Source organism: Acetivibrio clariflavus DSM 19732, assembly GCF_000237085.1.
GTDB classification, from domain to species: domain Bacteria; phylum Bacillota; class Clostridia; order Acetivibrionales; family Acetivibrionaceae; genus Acetivibrio; species Acetivibrio clariflavus.
In genome coordinates, this window is record NC_016627.1 from 2,688,073 (window position 1) to 2,704,980 (window position 16,908).

At 34.8% G+C, this 16,908-nt stretch carries 12 protein-coding genes and 2 pseudogenes; 1 reads left to right on the forward strand and 13 read right to left on the reverse strand.

Annotated features, from left to right (window positions below):
- Window positions 1-192: 192 nt before the first annotated feature.
- From CLOCL_RS22555 to CLOCL_RS11450, 7 genes are all read right to left on the reverse strand, one after another.
- On the reverse strand, window positions 193-369 hold the full coding sequence (locus CLOCL_RS22555; RefSeq protein ID WP_169313365.1) for a hypothetical protein: 177 nt from the start codon (window positions 367-369) through the stop codon (window positions 193-195).
- Between the two features lie 75 nt (window positions 370-444).
- Window positions 445-2,052: an IS66 family transposase gene (tnpC, locus tag CLOCL_RS11425; protein WP_014255505.1), complete on the reverse strand. Its 1,608-nt coding sequence runs from the start codon at window positions 2,050-2,052 to the stop codon at window positions 445-447.
- A 64-nt stretch (window positions 2,053-2,116) separates the two neighbouring features.
- Entirely contained in the window at window positions 2,117-2,470 is a 354-nt protein-coding gene (gene tnpB / locus CLOCL_RS11430) for an IS66 family insertion sequence element accessory protein TnpB (RefSeq protein WP_014253715.1), read from the reverse strand.
- Entirely contained in the window at window positions 2,467-2,820 is a 354-nt protein-coding gene (tnpA, locus tag CLOCL_RS11435) for an IS66 family insertion sequence element accessory protein TnpA (protein WP_014254782.1), read from the reverse strand. The genes tnpB and tnpA overlap by 4 nt, the downstream gene beginning before the upstream one ends.
- A 369-nt stretch (window positions 2,821-3,189) precedes the next feature.
- On the reverse strand, window positions 3,190-3,531 hold the full coding sequence (locus CLOCL_RS11440) for a hypothetical protein (RefSeq protein WP_014255506.1): 342 nt from the start codon (window positions 3,529-3,531) through the stop codon (window positions 3,190-3,192).
- A gap of 10 nt (window positions 3,532-3,541) precedes the next feature.
- The gene (locus CLOCL_RS11445) at window positions 3,542-5,638 is read right to left on the reverse strand and encodes a polymorphic toxin-type HINT domain-containing protein (protein ID WP_014255507.1); all 2,097 of its coding nucleotides are present in this window, start codon (window positions 5,636-5,638) and stop codon (window positions 3,542-3,544) included.
- A gap of 116 nt (window positions 5,639-5,754) precedes the next feature.
- Window positions 5,755-13,065 carry an Ig-like domain-containing protein gene (locus CLOCL_RS11450; protein WP_014255508.1) on the reverse strand — a complete coding sequence of 2,437 codons (7,311 nt, stop codon included), beginning with the start codon at window positions 13,063-13,065 and terminating at the stop codon, window positions 5,755-5,757.
- Window positions 13,066-13,472: 407 nt separating this feature from the next.
- Between CLOCL_RS11450 and CLOCL_RS11455 the strand changes: the two are divergent.
- Window positions 13,473-13,643 (forward strand): annotated as a pseudogene (locus CLOCL_RS11455) (transposase); the annotation flags it as partial.
- Between the two features lie 102 nt (window positions 13,644-13,745).
- On the opposite strand, the gene CLOCL_RS11460 reads toward CLOCL_RS11455, so the two are convergent.
- From CLOCL_RS11460 to CLOCL_RS23965, 6 genes and pseudogenes are all read right to left on the reverse strand, one after another.
- Entirely contained in the window at window positions 13,746-14,162 is a 417-nt protein-coding gene (locus CLOCL_RS11460; protein WP_014255510.1) for an SMI1/KNR4 family protein, read from the reverse strand.
- A gap of 89 nt (window positions 14,163-14,251) precedes the next feature.
- A complete protein-coding gene (locus CLOCL_RS11465; RefSeq protein WP_081467043.1) occupies window positions 14,252-14,623 on the reverse strand; it encodes an SMI1/KNR4 family protein in 372 nt (123 codons plus the stop codon).
- Window positions 14,624-14,639: 16 nt separating this feature from the next.
- Window positions 14,640-15,023 (reverse strand): transposase, encoded by a 384-nt coding sequence (locus tag CLOCL_RS23220; RefSeq protein WP_245532785.1) that lies wholly within the window; start codon window positions 15,021-15,023, stop codon window positions 14,640-14,642.
- Window positions 15,024-15,061: 38 nt separating this feature from the next.
- Window positions 15,062-15,952, reverse strand: a complete 891-nt coding sequence (locus tag CLOCL_RS21630) for a transposase (RefSeq protein ID WP_420805131.1) — start codon at window positions 15,950-15,952, stop codon at window positions 15,062-15,064.
- A gap of 25 nt (window positions 15,953-15,977) precedes the next feature.
- Window positions 15,978-16,418: an ISL3 family transposase gene (locus CLOCL_RS11480; protein ID WP_027621322.1), complete on the reverse strand. Its 441-nt coding sequence runs from the start codon at window positions 16,416-16,418 to the stop codon at window positions 15,978-15,980.
- Window positions 16,419-16,482: 64 nt separating this feature from the next.
- Window positions 16,483-16,883, reverse strand: a pseudogene (locus CLOCL_RS23965) (ATP-binding protein).
- Window positions 16,884-16,908 lie beyond the last annotated feature (25 nt).

Sequence of the window (16,908 nt, forward strand, 5' to 3'; positions counted from 1 at the left end):
ACCATATTGTCTCCTTTGCTTAATAGCAGCTTTTGTATAAGCGTCAAACAGGCCCGCACATGAATTACACAATCATTAATAAAAATGGTTGGAAAAGTTTTAAAAATCAACAAAACTTTTTTAACCAGAAACCTAAGCTTTAATTCTATAACCTATGTGCATCTAAATTAAGTTGGGTCTCTTTCCGCCTAATCATTCATTGAAAGCATTGGCAATTTCCATCCTGAACTCTTCATCTGACAAACCAAGAGATGTTCCAAGTTCATATGCCTGATCTACAGTATCAGCAAATCTTTCCGTTAATTCGCTGTTCTCATGCCCCATATGGAGAAAATGTTCTATTACATAACCAGAATAATCCAAATACAAAAAAATAACGTTCTATTTCACCATTAATAAAATCCGTGATAAATTTGATCATAAATATCATATGTTTTCCAACTTTCATTCGTCTTCCTCCCACGCATATTTCTCAGGCTCTGTTCTTTTGGATTGCGGTATAAACACCTTAGCAGGTATTTTCATGCCACCAGGCAGAAAATCAGCAAATGTGCTCACATAACCTGGTTTCCCTAGATTAGGGGCTTGACTAAATATCCATGACAAATATTCAAAAGGATTCAATCCATTCTCTTTTGCTGTTTCAACTAGGCTGTAGTACACCGCGCTCGCTCTCGCACCACTTGGCGTATTACTGAAAAGCCAGTTCTTGCGTCCGATTACGAAAGGCTTTATACTTCGCTCTGCACGGTTATTTGATATCTCCAATCGTCCATTCAGCATATACCTCTCAAGATATTTTCGCTGGTACTGAGCATATTGTACTGCTTTACCCAGATGGGTTTTGGGAAGTACATTTAATTTTCTTATCCAATCATAAAATTCATCTATGATAGGCTTTGATTGCTTTTCTCGTTCTTTTAACCGGTTTTCCGGGCATAGCAATGCAAACTGTTTCTCCAAATGAAACAGTTTATCGCAATATGCTACTCCCTTTGCAGCATTAGACATTGCTTGCTTCTCTTTGGGCAGGGCTTCCATTGCGTCAAAAAACTTTCGCCGTACATGGGCCCAACAACCTACTACAGTTATTTTTTCGGGCAATTTGTAATACACGCTATATCCGTCTGCATGTAAGTATCCACTAAATTCTTTTAGAAATTCCTCCGGATGTATATGTTTTCTGTCCGGCTGGTAGTCATAAAGTATTATCTGATGTTTTGCCTCCCCGCTCGTTCGGTACAGCCACATGTAACTCTTCGACTGTGCCGCCTTCCCTGGTTCTTTTAGCACCTGTACCACTGTTTCATCTGCATGCAGTACCTCATGCTCACACAGCCGTTTCTTCATCTCCTCATATATCGGTTCCAGCCAATTCTCACAGGCTTTTATCAACCAATTTGACATTGTCTGCCTTGATATCTCAATGCCATTTTGTTTCCATTCCTGCTCCTGACGATATAAGGGAGAACCCATCATGAATTTTTGCGTCGCTATATGGGCAATTGTCTCAGGAGATGCAAAACTTCCCTTTATGACCGGTTCCGGTATATCTGCCTTTACAATGGAAGTATGGTCTGAAGTTTCTTCACAGTTCCGGCATGAATAAACATGCCTAATATGACGCACTATTACCGCTTTTGCCGGAATAATCTTCAACTCATCACGAGTTTCCTTTCCCATTGTATGCAATTCACTACCGCATTCCAGGCAAATACATTCCTTTTCGGGTAACTTGTGCTCTATTACCTCCACCGGTAAATCTTCAGGAAGTTTATCTGTTGTTAGACGTGTTCTCTTACGGTAATGAGCTTTTACTTCTATCCTTTCTTGCTCGGTAATAGCTAAATTATGAGTCTCTTCCTCTTCATTATTAAAAAGATTGATTTGCTCAATCTTTGTTTGTTCACTGGATACACCGAATTGTTTACGCTTTGAAAGGCGCATTTGTTCCATGAACCATTGGACTTGCTGTTCCAACTCGGCAATCCTGCGATCCTTTTCTTCAATTATACCAAGTAATTTTTCTACTGAAATTTCTTGTCTCTTCATGGGATAATATTACCATAAAAATTACATTAAATCCAGCTTTTTGATCCTTTTTTTGAATTTCTTCTTACGAAATTTGACGCTCTAAAACTTCCTTTCTCCTGAGCTTTTTCTCTAATCTGGCACTATCAATAAGACAAGCTAATTCGTTTACATCAAGAAGCATTGTGGTTGAATCTTCTTCTGTTGGCCAGCGAAATCGCCCTCGTTCTAGCCTCTTAAAGTACAGCCAAAACCCATCTCCATCCCATTCAAGGATTTTTATCCTGTTTCTATTTCTGTTACAGAACACAAACAGTGCATTCATAAACGGATCAAGTGAGAAACTTTCTTGTACCAGTGTTATTAATCCGTTGATAGATTTCCTCATATCCGTTAATCTTCCGCAAAGATACACTGGTTTTTCATTCCATCTTATCATAACGACATCAACACCTGGCAAACTTTTTTCAATAATTCTAAGTCTGTTTCCGTATTTACAGTGACATTACAGCCATTAATTTTAATTTCCAGTGTAGCTTTTGCAGGGTACACCGGTTTCGATGCAAGCTGCATCCATCCACTTGGTACTTCGATTTTGGATTCTTTTACTTCTTCAACTACTGTACACTTTGCTTCACTGACTTTCTTTTGCCAATAGTAGTATGTAGCTTTGCTTACTCCATTCGTTCGGCAAAACTCTTTGATACTTTGCCCACTTTCAAGCCGGTTTTGTATTAATTGTGCCCACCTAGATAATTGTTGTTCAGTTGTTACTTTTTCCATGTCCATACAATCACTCCGTTTATTCTTTTTTACAGTGATTGTATCAACTATGCAACCATTTTACTATGTGATGATCTATTTGACGGTTACTTTTAAAGTATAGGAATTTATATCTTTCGGGGACGAGTGGAGATATTGAAACAAGTGAAACAGAGAGTACGCACTAAAAATTTACAAGGTAAAAAATACCTGTAAAATTTTAAGAAAAAATGATATAATCCAAAAATATGAATGACAAAGATAACATACTAAAACAAATAACTTATTCATCGTTCTAAAGATGCACATAAAATTCGGGTGAGTCAAAAAATCAGCCAGCTTGAAATCTCAAACAGGCTGATTCTTTAATAAGGTAAAAAATTTTTTCGTGAAAGTTTAATTTTCAGCTACTCCTAGCAAAGGTCTTAATTTCCTTAAATCCTCTTCTAATAATGAAAATTCTTCCTTAAGCTCTTTCCGATAAGTATTTAACTTTTCACTTTCTATTAATTCAATAAGTTTTTCTTTAATTGATTCAATTCCAATACCCTCACTGATTAAAAGTAGTGCAATGCTAAAATATATAATACTTCCCTCGGTTTCAGTAAAATCCTCAGCATGTTCATATTCATTTAAAGTAGCCAGAATTGAATGCTCGACCGAATACTTCATTTCGTATCTAAATCTACAAAAGTCTTCTTTTACACATTCTTTCAATTCATCATATCCAAAAACCATTTTGATTACCTCACTTTCCAACTATTACATTTAGCTTAACATTTGGGAACATCCGCCTAAATTCAAGTACAATATTTGAACAGCTTTGACAACAGGGTAATTCTGAATACAGATTAACTGTTCCGTTGATATTCTTATTTTTTATCCCTGAGGCTATATCTTCAAGTATTTTTGCTTCAGTGTCATGAAAACGTGGGAAAGAATCATCAACATATGAATTGAAAATTCTTTCATTTTCAGGTTTTAAATATGAAAAGTCAGCAATGTCAGCTCCTTTATCTACAGAACTATTAATTTTACTATGTGCAATGTACTCATTTTTTAAGCCATTAATATCAACCTCAGCATAAGCCATATTGCCTCTCTTACTTAAATTGGTATTTGGCATTTTATTTCTGATGGAATTTAGGGTGCTTTGATATTCAGTGGAAGTCTTACCAACTCCCGCATTAGACTTATTAGACTTAAAACTAAATTTAAGAGGACACTTTTTACTACCGGCATTATGTACAAGAACATTGTTCTCTGATACCAAATATGTATGCCAGTCTTCTACCTCAAAGTTATACGTTTTTACAGGCTCTTCCAGTCTCTCTCGGCGAATTTCTTTTATTTCCAGTACTTCCCCTGAGTAGAGCTTAACTTTATCTCCCTCTAAAAGATTTCCGGCTTCTACCCAACCTTTTCCTTCAACCCAGAATGGATGTGGTGCGGTAGATTTTATCTGTGAATATCCTACATATATATGAATCAACTCATATGTCTCATTCACAAATAGCTGTTTAACCGTTTTTAGTCCTTTTTCGCCTGTATCGACATTTACTGAATATACTTGGTCTCCAACCTTTATGTCTTCTATCCGTTTATGTCCGTCTTTTGTATACACAAGTGTATCGGCAGTAAAGCACATTCCTAATTCTGGATGCTTACATTCTCTCTTTACAATTGACTGAACTTTTGTCTTAACTCCGCTAATCTTGTTAAGAACCTTGCTCTTCACACTGTTGGCTTTTTTCAGTACATTTTCACCAAAAGCAGTCTTAGCAAGCTTATTCATTCCCTTCTTGGTAAGGTTCCCTGCAAGTTTGCCTGCTCCCATGGTTACTAAATCTGTTGCACCTGCAAATAATGCTTCCTTTACATCAACCTTACCTTTTGATATATATTGCCCTACTGCATTTCCAACTACTGATCCTGCTGCACTTGCTGCTGCAGCTGCTATGAACGATGCTCCTCCTGTTGCTGCCCCTATTGCTCCGGTTATTGCTCCTTCTGCAAACGATCCGGCATATTCTCTCCAGCTTTTATTAAACTTTCCGTCTTCCATAAAGTCTGATACAGCTGTTATTGCAGTGTTTACCAATCCTCCGATTAAAGCTCCGGCAGCTATATGCAACCAATGACCGTTAGGATCATCATATGTTATCGGGTCATTCTGGCAGTATGTATACAGGTTCAAACTAAGTGGATCGTTGTACTCTCCGGTATATGTATCTTCCGAAATAAATCTTGCTATTTTCGGGTCATAATATCTTGATCTTAGGTAATAATATCCTGTATCGTCATCATAATAGTAACCTGAGTACTTATACGGATTCGGTTTGCTTTCCAGTTGATATAATATGTTTCCAAATATATCATAATCATACTCATTTACTGTATTGGCTGCACCATCTACAAGCTTTACAACATCCGCATGTCCATTGTACAGATAATACAGAGTATCGGAATCTCCCTTTATCTTACGGGCAATCAGGTTGACTCCCTGGATATTATGGCTTTCTAATCCATCGCTTCTTACTTCAAGCAATATACTCTGTCCATCGTAGTAATACTTTGTGGTTACTCCGTCTACTGTTTTTTCAACTCTTAATCCGAAAGCATCATATTTACTTGTCGATGTACTGTCCTGTGTCTTTGCAACTTTTAACTGATTAAACCCATCAAACGTATATTCAGATACGTTTATTACATCCCCTGGCTCTGTTGCAGCTACCTTTATCTGATTACCATTTCCGTCATAGGTGTATACAGTAGTAATATTCGAACCATTACGCACTTCTAAAACATCTGTCAAACGGTTTGATCTATCGTAATGATATGTCAATTTTGAACTTACATCATTTAATGCGTCTTCAACCGTTTGTTCCTTTCGATTACCTGCTCCATCATAGGCGTAAGTTGTTGTTCTTCCACCCGGTTCGACTACTGTTTTTATTCTACCTAAGTTATCGTATTCAAAGCTTGTTTTCCTTTTGGTTCAATCTTTGCTGTCTGCAAGCTGTTTTCATCATACTCATATTCATAGATATCCACTGATGAACCTACTTGATTGACAAGCTTTATCAATACGTTTCTTGCATCGTACTCATAGGTAGTCAATACATTATTCGGTAGCTTTAACGACTTTCTGTTTCCATTTTTGGTGTAAGCATAAGTTGTAGTTCCATCTTTAGTTGTAACCGTCTTCATTCGATTCATTTCATCGAATAAATACGTTGTTACATTACCTGAAGGATCTTTTATTTCCTTTATATTACCTTCTTCATCATATTCATACTCTACTGTCTTTCCGTCAGGTAATACTTTATTATCCAGCAGATTCAGTTCATTATAATTATATATGGTTTCTCCCGTTTCATCTACTGTTCTAACTACATTTCCTAAAGCATCGTAGTATGTTTCTCTTACATCTTTAACTACTTTTTCTACTCCGTTTTCTTTTACTTTACGTGTTACAGTGTGGATTTCAACATTGTCATATTCATCATATGTGTATATATGTACCTGACCGTTCCTATCGGTTTTCTGCAGCAGCCTTCCAAACAAGTCATACTCATCATATGTTTCTGCTCTATCTTCTCCATCCAGCATTTTTTCCAGTCGGTACATCTTGTCATATGAATATGTATTCTTTCTAACTCCGTCAACTGTAACGGTCTTAATATTGCCAATTACATCATAGGTATAACTTGTAATCTCTCCTTCTGTACTTATAACTGTTTTTAGCCTGTCAAAATCATCATATTCATAGGTTGTCTTTAGGCGGTATACAGTCTCGCCTTTACTGTTAATTATCGGATGAACATTACTTTCCGAACTGTCATGCTCCTTCCAGTCGGTTACCCATACCTGATTTCCAACTGCGTCATAACCGTAATAACGGGTATTGTACATTGGGTTGGTTTCAGCAACTAACCTTCCAAGTTCGTCATACTCAAATATTGTTGAATTCATTTCTGCGTCGGTAGCTATCTTTTTATTACCGGCTTCATCATACAAAATGGCGCTAACAACTTCTTGTTTTACTCCATTCTCATCGGTATACCATGTTGTTGTTTTTATAACTTGGTTAAGCTTATTATACCTGTACTCAGTCTTATTATTTCTTCTGTCAATTTTCTCAATTACATTTCCTACGGAATCAAATACTGCTTCCGAATAATTAATTCTTGTAGCATCTATTACTTTTATTATGTTGTTTAATCCGTCGTATTCATAGGATGTAACATTACCTCTTGCATCTTTTACAGATTTAAGGTTACCTACTTCATCATACTCCTGTATTGTTTTATCTCCATTGTTTGTTTCAATTTTTATTCTCATTCGACCTAAAGCATCATTCTTTATTACTATTGGTCGGATTTTTGTTGAGGTTAGGTAGTCCTTCTCTGTCATAACTTCATATTTTACTGTTTTTCCGTCCTCAACAACGCTTTCATAGTTATACGAATAAGTGACGATTTTCTCCATGCTGTTGCCGTTTTTATCTTTAAGTCCTAAACCATCTACTTCTTTCGTAATCCTATTGAGAGCATCATATTCATACTCTATAATTTTTCCGTTAGGATCTATCTCCCTGTACGGATTATCATTTTCATCATATAAATACTCATAAACTGCCTCTTTTTCCTCTCCGTCTTCATTGTATTGAATTCTCTCTTTCCACTTTCTGTCCAGTTCGTCATAATCTATAAAGGTAACTCTGTTCTTCGCATCTGTTATCTTTATAACATTGCCATTTGCATCATACTCATATGTAGTTGTGTTATTTAATGGATCTATTACCTCAGTGACTCTGTTAAGCTCGTCATATTTGTATATAGTTGTAAACCCTCTTTTATCCGTTTCCGTTACCTTATTTCCTGCTTCATCATATGTATATGAAACTCTGTAGCCTTCTGCATCATATATTTGAACAGGTCTGTTGTTTCTGTCATATACTGTTTCTGTTACCAAATCTTCTTTCGGATAGTCCGGTCTGTCAGCAGCGAACCTTTCTTCTATCACAAAAGTCTTGTTACCTACATTATCATAAATGCTCTCGGTTCTCTTCAGTATTTTGCGCTCATTAGTTTGTGGGAATATCTCTTCAACTATAATTCTGTCGTTTTTGTCATAAGTATACTTGGTAGTATATCCTCTTGCATTGGTTACCTTTTGCAACCTTCCTGCAGCATCATACTCCTCATATGTACTGTTCCCTAAAGTGTCTATGATTTGAGTTCGGTTATTGTACAGATCATCATACTTGTACTCAGTAACTTTAAATTCTATAAGCTCACTATTCGGGTCTTTCTGGTCTACTCTTTTCTTCTCTGTTACAGTTTTAACCAGTCCCTTAATCTTTATGCCTGATTCATTTGTATAGTAGTCATATATCAACTCATTTCCTAAAGGATCAATTTCCTTAACTAATAGAGCACCTTTTGGACCGTACTTTCCTTCATTATCATAAACATAGGTTGTTGTATTACCCTTCTTATCTGTTTTTGATATCAGATTATGCTTATAAACAGGGTCATAAACCATTGAAGTTGTCTGTTTCAACGGGTCTACTGTACCTACAAGATTATTGTTTTCATCATATTCATTGGTTGTAGCATTGCCCCTCTTATCATACATTGTTTCTTTAATCTTAAGTCTCTTATCTTTTCCAGCTTCCAAATATTTTGTATATGCTTTGGTATTCGGATCTTTATTGTCTTCGAGAGTTCTTATGTCTACATCCGGTATTACTTCCCACTTATTAGAACCAGGGTCATAATAGGAATACTCATATACAACTTTATTACCTAATGCATCTACCTCTTCAACTACTCTCATATCAAGGTTGAATCTAACCCTTGATTCGTTACCTCTAGCATCTATAATGTATCTCTCGTTTGTAGCGTCACTGTATACCTGGTATGTAACATTTCCCTCTGCATCATATTGACGTACAATACGACCAAATACATCATAATCAATTTTCACTGCAGTATTGTTATTTGCATCTATTACTTTTACAATCCGGTCATTAGAATCATATTCGTATGTAGTTTCTTTCAATTCGCTGTCAATTACTTTCGTCAAAAGCCCATTGGAGTAGTTATATTTAACTGACCTATTGGTTAAAGGATCTTCTATACTTTCAACCTTACCATTGGCATTAAACGTAAAGTCTAACTTTCTGCCTACATCATCAATTACATAATCAATTTGTCCTTTACTATCATATATTATTCTAAGAGCATTACCTACTCTGTCCTCCAGCCTTATTAAACGCTTGGTGGATACGTCAAATACGTATTTTGACATGTCATCACTAGTTACAATATATTCATTACCTTGTTTTTCTAATGTATCATTTGACCAGAACGGAGCCTTATAGCTTCCATCTCCTTTAACTTCAAATGATACCTTTGTGCCTGTCGGATATGTAATTTCAATAGTACTTATCTCATCAACATAAGTTGCAGACACATAAGCATTTGTATTTCCGTTGTAATTTATTTTGTGCCAACCGCTTCCTCCTGCTCCATTTTCCAATATTTCTAAATTTGTACCTTTGGAGACTTTTCCAATAATGCTATGATTTGTACTTGGCCCTGACCTTACATTCAGCAAACTTGCTGTAACTTTTGCAGAGCTTACCTTCTCTTCAAGCTTAGCATCAAAGTTTGTTCTGAATCCTTTACCTACTATAGAGTCTTCTTTATTGGAATTTGAATTATAGGTCCTTTCAAATACAATATCATAACCATTGCTTTGTATTTGAATATCTTTATGAGTTTCCATATAGCTTCCGGTAAGAAGGTTTGTACCTGAACCTGTAATCCACTCATTGGAATAGCTGTTTTCCATTCCTTTATATTCATCTGAAAACTCTATATTAACTGAGTTCTGAGGTCTGTATGTTCCTTCTACATAACTTTGCAAAGCCAATTGTTCACTCAGTTGAGCACACATATCAGACAGCTGAGATATCAGTTCATCTTCTGTCATATTATTATTTTGGTTTATCCAAAAGCTCTTTCCAGGAACAGCACCGTTTTGTGCTATTATAGCTAGCTGGTTATATTGAGCATTAGCTCCTACTGCTACTGTATCTACAACAAAACCTTTAGGTGCTAAATCTCTTACAGCTTGTGTTATATAATTGAAACGGTTTAAAGGCCCGCTTGAAAAGCCTATTATTATCTTTTTATTAGTTGCACTGCTAAAATACCTATCTAATATTGACCCTTTCGAAGGTACATCTCCAGGTCTTGGTGGCAATGGATATCCGCTATTTCTTCTTGCATAAAGATCATTGCTAAGAACATAATCCAGTCTCTGCATTATTGTTCCTGCATCACCCGTAAATTCGGATCCTCCATCCACTATGACCTCTTCAACCATGAAATCCCCATTTGCTACATTTAAAGAAATTGAATCGTCATAGATTAATATTCCAACCCTTACATAATTCTCAAAGGACGGATTTGAGGTTAAATATTGTCCAAGGACATATGCAGCTATTTCTCTTATACTTGCAGGATCATTACTTTTTGCTTGGGCAGACTCATCTATAAACATAATAATGTCCACTGGCTGTGAAGAAGGTGCAAGAGATCGATTGCCTATCACAAACGATCCAAGGACTTCTGTCTGGCCTTTTATAATAGAATTTGCTGTATCGGGCGAACCTGAAATTGTTGCAAATTGATTGGTTGAATTGTTAAAGTACAAAATCCCCAAATCACTTTCAGATATACCATTTAGGTTTGTTTTATCATAATTGCAAGTTATATCTGCCTTAATTATTACAAAACCACCGGCTTCTATATCTATAGGCTCCCCTGCTATACCCGATATGTAATTTCCATTAATATCTTTGAACTTAGGATTCTCCGATGTAAATATTTGAAGTGGTGCAATTATAAAGTTTCCATCACCCAAAACATCTACACTTATTCTACCGTCTCTGCTTATAGCTTGTCTTTTTGATGTTATTTCAGATACATTTGAATTAGCTACCAAAGGTCCTGTACCCAATAAAACCTCTGCACCATCATATAGTCCGTCTTTATCGGTATCGGGTGACAAAGGATCTGTACCCAAAATAATTTCATATCCATCACTTAGTCCATCACCATCTGTATCTGTCTGTGTTGGATTGGTACAATATAGCAACTCATCAATATTTGATATTCCATCACCGTCACTATCTTCATTTGATATAAAGTCCAACGGTTTTACTGCTGAATCATTTATTTCTACTTCATTTGAATACTCACTTTCTCCCTTTTCATTTATTGCTTTTACAACATAATAGTAAGTTTCTCCACCTATATTTTTATCCTCATATGAATGGGATAAAAGATTCTTTGAGAGAAGAGTATATTGTCCACCCTTTGTTGTACTTCTGTATATTTCATATCTGTCGGCTCCATTGGCATTGGTCCAACTTAATCTAGCATTTCCTGCGCTCTTTATTCCAAAAAGCTTAGGAGCTTTAGGTTCACTTTTTATTATTAACAAATTGGAATTCCTGCTGATGCCACTATCACTATTTGCACAAACTACATAATAATATGTTGTATCACTTTCAGCAGTAGCATCAGTAAAGCTTGTCTGTGTATAGTCAGTTTTTATATCAACAAGATCCCCTATATATTCTCCTCTTTTGATTGTATAACTTTTAGCTCCTGAAACAGCATTCCATGAGAGTTTTACTCCTGAACTTGTCCTCTCTCCCGTAATAACAGGAGCACTCATGGCTTCCGGCACAACCGTAACAGTACACTTTGCAGTAAAACCTCCTGATTCGGATGTCGCTGTTATAGTTGCTGTACCGGCACTTAAAGCCACTACTGAACCTTTCTCATTTACCTTTGCTACTTTTTCATTGCTGCTTGTCCATTTAACATTTCTTTCTGTAGCATCTGAAGGAGTAAATTCCACTTTTAAACTATATCCAAAGCCTACTTTCAAATTCAAACTGCTCTTATCAAGACTTATACCTTTTACAGGTTGAATAACAATCACTTTACAACTGTCTGAATATATACCTTCTTCAGGTTCTACATTTATATATGCTTCACCTGCTTTAACAGCTGTCACTACTCCACTTTCGCTTACCTTGGCAATACTCTCATCACTAGAACTCCATTTTATTTTCTTATTTCCTGCATTTTCAGGTAAATACAATGCTTTTAATTCCTTCTTTTCTCCAGCATTAATTGTAATCACTCGTTCTGAAAGTCTTACCCCAAAAGTCTTTTGAGTTACAATTATGGTACAGCTTGAAGTATATCCTCCATCTTCAGCCTCTGCTGTTATAATTGCTGTTCCTTCTGAAAATGCTGTAACTACTCCACCTTGTCCTACCGATGCAACATCACTGTTACTTGAACTCCATTTTATTTTTTTATTCGTCGTATTTTCAGGTGTAAATATAGCATTAAGCTTTATACTTTCTCCTGTCTTCATTGAGTAGGTTGATTTATCAAGGGTCATACCACTAGCAGGTTGACTTACTATAACATTACAATAGGTCTTAAACCCACCTTCTACAGTTTCAGCAATTATATTCGCTGTTCCATCTTTAACTGCTGTTACAGTCCCTGATTGGTTAACTATTACAATTTCATCATTATCTGAACTCCATTTAATTTCTTTATTACTTGCATTAGTCGGCAAAACAGTCGCACTTATGGTAGTACTGTCACCTACGTTTAATTTTAAAACTTTATCTCTTATGTTTATCCCTGTCACCTCTACATACTCCGGTTCTTCAGGCTCTTCAGGCTCTTCGGGATTTTCCGGTTCTTCAGGTTCCGGCTCTTTGCTCTCTGCCGGAAATTCACGAATAATGCCTAAAATATATTTTCTCATAAAAGCATAATCTATACTGTTTATCTCTCCATCTCCATTTACATCTGCTGCTTTAAGAGCATCATAACCACTAGGTGCTATATCATCAAAACTCTTTATTTTGCCAAGAAGATAACTTCTTATTATAGCTAAATCAATACTGTTACAATACGAATCTCCATTTATATCTCCATATATAACTTTTGTAGTTTGTACACTCATACGTACAAACCCAAGAGGAGACTCAGCATAAACGTCTTCTGTAACAGTTTTTACATCAAAATTTTCTGATTTTTCAGTTTTAGTTTGGTATTCATCCAAAGCATACAAATCGCTTACAACAAAGTTAGAAATTATGAGTGATAAGACCAAAAACATTGAAAGAAACTTTTTGAAATGCCTTCTTTTTTTCACTATTGACTCCCCTTTCGCATTTGTACAAATTTTTTGTAACAAAAAATATATAATGTACATAAAACGACAGATATGCCCTTATTTGTTCACATATATTAGATATATAATTTTAATAATGGGATTAAATTAAATATTGACCATATATATCCCCTAAAATATAATTTTTCCTTAAAAAATTTGTTTCTCAAATTATACCAATTTAATTATAATAATTCAAGTTTTTTACTCATAAAATTTTACATAGGTGTAAAATCAAATACCATATTATAAATAGAAAAGTTATAGTCTTAAATAATGGTGTAAAATTTATGGCTTAAAATTGATGGAAGATATTGATCCTTGAAAATAAAACCACGATATGATTTTCTACTATGTTAACCCAAAAGAAAAGTAGAGGAGGTCATATCGTGGCTATAAAAAATACAATGCCACTAATCGAAGAAATTTTCAAGTATTATGTATGTGTAAAAGATGGAGATTTCATGAGAGATTTGATAGCTTTAATACTAAAAAAGTTGATGGAAGCTGAAGTAACTGCAAAAATTGGTATAGATAAGTATGAACGTACAGAAGAAAAAACAATTAAATGTCAAAACACAGATTCAACAGCTCCATCAAAATAATCAAATGCCATTTGACACAAATTAGGTTTTATATATCAGCCCATAGATGTGCAAAGGTTATTCTAACATGTTATAAAACTCCGTAAAACTGTCTGCAATTATACTAAAGCACTCATCATCGTCCTTTTCATGATCCCAAAATAAGACTTTACCATAGCTGTCTTCTGAAACCGATATGCAAATCAAGTTACCGAATGGATCTCTAGCAATTGGTATAACATCTTTCGGTAATCTTTCATCTACAACCCAAAATTCATATTCGGACTCAAAATCATCATAATCATTTTCACTATCAATTAAAAAAAAGTAATGCACTACAGAATCTTCTTCCTCACCCCAAGAATTCCTAAAATAAAATGTATCTCTTTCTAAATCTTCACCATTATGATTTGATATAAATTCTTTATAATCAAGAGGAAGTACAAATTCATATTTCTTTTCAAGCTGTGAAATCTTAGAAAGACGATCTTCCATATTTACCCTCCTATAATTTATTAAAGCTAATATTATAACTAGCAAACGATGGCTACATTTTCACCAGCAACATAAATCACCAAGCTTAATCAAATATTTCTTTTATTCGGATCAAATAAGCAATTAATAAACTCTGTAAAGCTATCTGCAATTAGGTACATATATTCATAAGATGGGATTATTTCTTCATCTTCATGGTCTGCAAACCAATGATATACTGATCCGGCATCTTCTCCATACAGTGAAATACAGATTTGATGCATTCTTGGTGCTTCTGCAATTGGCAACAAATTAGCGGGTATTAGATTAGCCTTATTAAAGATCAAATAGTTCCGTCTTAAATTTGATGAATCTATATCTGCCAGTGGTAAAAACATCATAACAGATGATTCAGTAATTCCATCTTTAGTAATATATCTTCTTGGTGTTGGCTTTCCTCCATTGTAAATGTCAATAAAAATTTGGTTCTTTCCACAGTTAGTTGAATAACCTTATTTTTTCCAGCCGGAGAATTTTGGTCTTTAATGTTTCAAAACTACAACGGCCATACATAATTCGTTTTATTACCTTAAGTTTATTAATACACCCTTCTACAAGCCCATTACTATATTCATATTCTATAGCATTCCTTACAGCTTTCATATCTCTTTCAACTCCATTTATAAAACTGTTTATCTCCGGTATGTTTAGATTTTTGGCTCTCTCTATCCATTTATCCAAAGCATCAATATTTTTATTAGTTAATATACTCTTAAATTCCCATGTTATTTTATATATCTTCTCAAAAAACGGATATTCTTTGCATATTATTTTAAATTGTTTCTCACTGATTAATTTTACTTTTTCTATTGGGTAGTACAATATCTTTAATATATTTTCTCTTTTTATTATTTCTGTTTTTATTCCATTTTCTCTACTTCTATCGAAATATTTTTTCTCCGTTTCTTCCAGTCTGTTATATATTGTCGCACAGTTGATGCTGAACCCTCATATCCCATTTCTCGTATCTTTTCCTCAATATATGAACCCATAACCCCTTTCTCAAGGTATTCGTTAATCTCTTTTATATATGGTGTCAGTTTCCCATTTCTTTTTTTGCCATAAGATGCATGGATCGGATTAAAGTTTTCATCAAGATATCTACTAACTGTATTTCTATTAAGTCCAGTACGCCTAGATATCTCTCTATTACTCAAGCCTATTCTCTTTAATTCCCGCACCTCATTCACACGTTCCATTTTTTGCTTTACTTTTTCTTCATGTATGATCATATTTTTTGTCTGGAATGAGGCTTCCCTTTCTTCAGGAGTCATTGCTATTAGCTTATCATAAGCTCGTATATCCATATTTAAGCTTCGGCAAATTTCTGTTTTACATCTTCCTTCTAATAAAAGTTGCTTTATCTTTTCATATTTTTCTTTCAGTGTAAGTTTTCTGTTTTCATCCGCCTCTTTAATCGTTTCCACCTCTTTAGTTTCCTGACTGACAGCTTGTATTGAAATTTGCGGTTTCAACCTCTTTTTCAGATACTCCGTTACATAGGAAGTCAGATTCTTAAGTAAATGAAAACGATCACTTATTTGTAAAGCTTCCGGATGTGCATTTGTAATTGCATTATTATAGGTAACAGATCCATCTCTTGATATCACACGAAGATTGGGATATGTTTTTAACCACTCGCAAACTGTCTTATATTCTCTTGAGTCAATCATATCAAGTATTTGATGCGTAATAATATCTACCATAATTGTTCCGTAGCTTTTACGCTTTTTAATTGCAAAATCATCAATGCAAACAGCTGTTACTGTCTTTTTGTCAGCAACTGGTTTTTCTTTTTTTTAAGAGATTGCAAACTGTACTTTTACCGATATCTACGACATTTTCCTTTAGAGCTTTTGATGCTGCAATAGAACTGCAATTTATTGACAGCCGTACAATTGCATCCTCAAGGCGACGGGTTTTCTTAGCTTTATAGGAGATAAAATCAAACCTTTCTGCAAAAGTAGTATGTTTACAATCATAATTATCACAAAACATTTTTCTGTTACGTATAATAATAAATACCTTATTACCTTGTATTGGAAGATCCTGAAAGGTTCTGTTATATGTGGAATGTATTCTGGATGATGATCGGCCGCAAAACGGACATGTTACCTCTTTGCGGTTAGAAGCTACTGTTATATAACATTTGCCATCATTTATTTCATGATTAATGTAATCTAAGTTTGGATCTAATTGTTTAATAAATTCATCCATAGTATAGCTAGTCCCTTTTCTTTTGTTTAATTTTTATTTATTGTATCATGTTTTCTCGTTCATTTCAACTAACTGTGGAAAGAACCAAGTGACAATGATGTAGCAATCTGTCTATGAGCGCTCCTGTCATTTGTTCATCATAGAGCACATTAGTCCATCTTGAAAATTCTATGTTGGTTGTGATGATTATGCTCTTTCTCTCATAGCATTCAGATATTATCTCGAATAAAAGCTGTGAACCATCTCTGTCTAGAGGAATATACCCCCATTCATCAAATATCAAAAGATCATTTTTCATAATTGCTTGATAAATCCCGAAAGTTCTTTGGCTTTCTTTGCCTCTGAAAGCTTGTTTACTAAAGCGGCTGTCCTGAAGAACTTTACTGATTTACCTAGCTTACATGCTTCTATACCTATAGCCGTTGCTAAATGAGTTTTTCCAGTTCCCACATTCCCATAAAACATTAGATTGCTCTTGTCTCTTATGAAT

What these genes read in the sequence shown, in the direction of transcription:
- tnpC (WP_014255505.1), bottom strand. Translation starts at nt 2,052, where the DNA reads ATGAAGAGACAAGAAATTTCAGTAGAAAAATTACTTGGTATAATTGAA.
- tnpB (WP_014253715.1), bottom strand. Translation starts at nt 2,470, where the DNA reads ATGATAAGATGGAATGAAAAACCAGTGTATCTTTGCGGAAGATTAACG.
- tnpA (WP_014254782.1), bottom strand. Translation starts at nt 2,820, where the DNA reads ATGGACATGGAAAAAGTAACAACTGAACAACAATTATCTAGGTGGGCA.
- CLOCL_RS11440 (WP_014255506.1), bottom strand. Translation starts at nt 3,531, where the DNA reads ATGGTTTTTGGATATGATGAATTGAAAGAATGTGTAAAAGAAGACTTT.
- CLOCL_RS11460 (WP_014255510.1), bottom strand. Translation starts at nt 14,162, where the DNA reads ATGGAAGATCGTCTTTCTAAGATTTCACAGCTTGAAAAGAAATATGAA.
- CLOCL_RS11480 (WP_027621322.1), bottom strand. Translation starts at nt 16,418, where the DNA reads ATGGATGAATTTATTAAACAATTAGATCCAAACTTAGATTACATTAAT.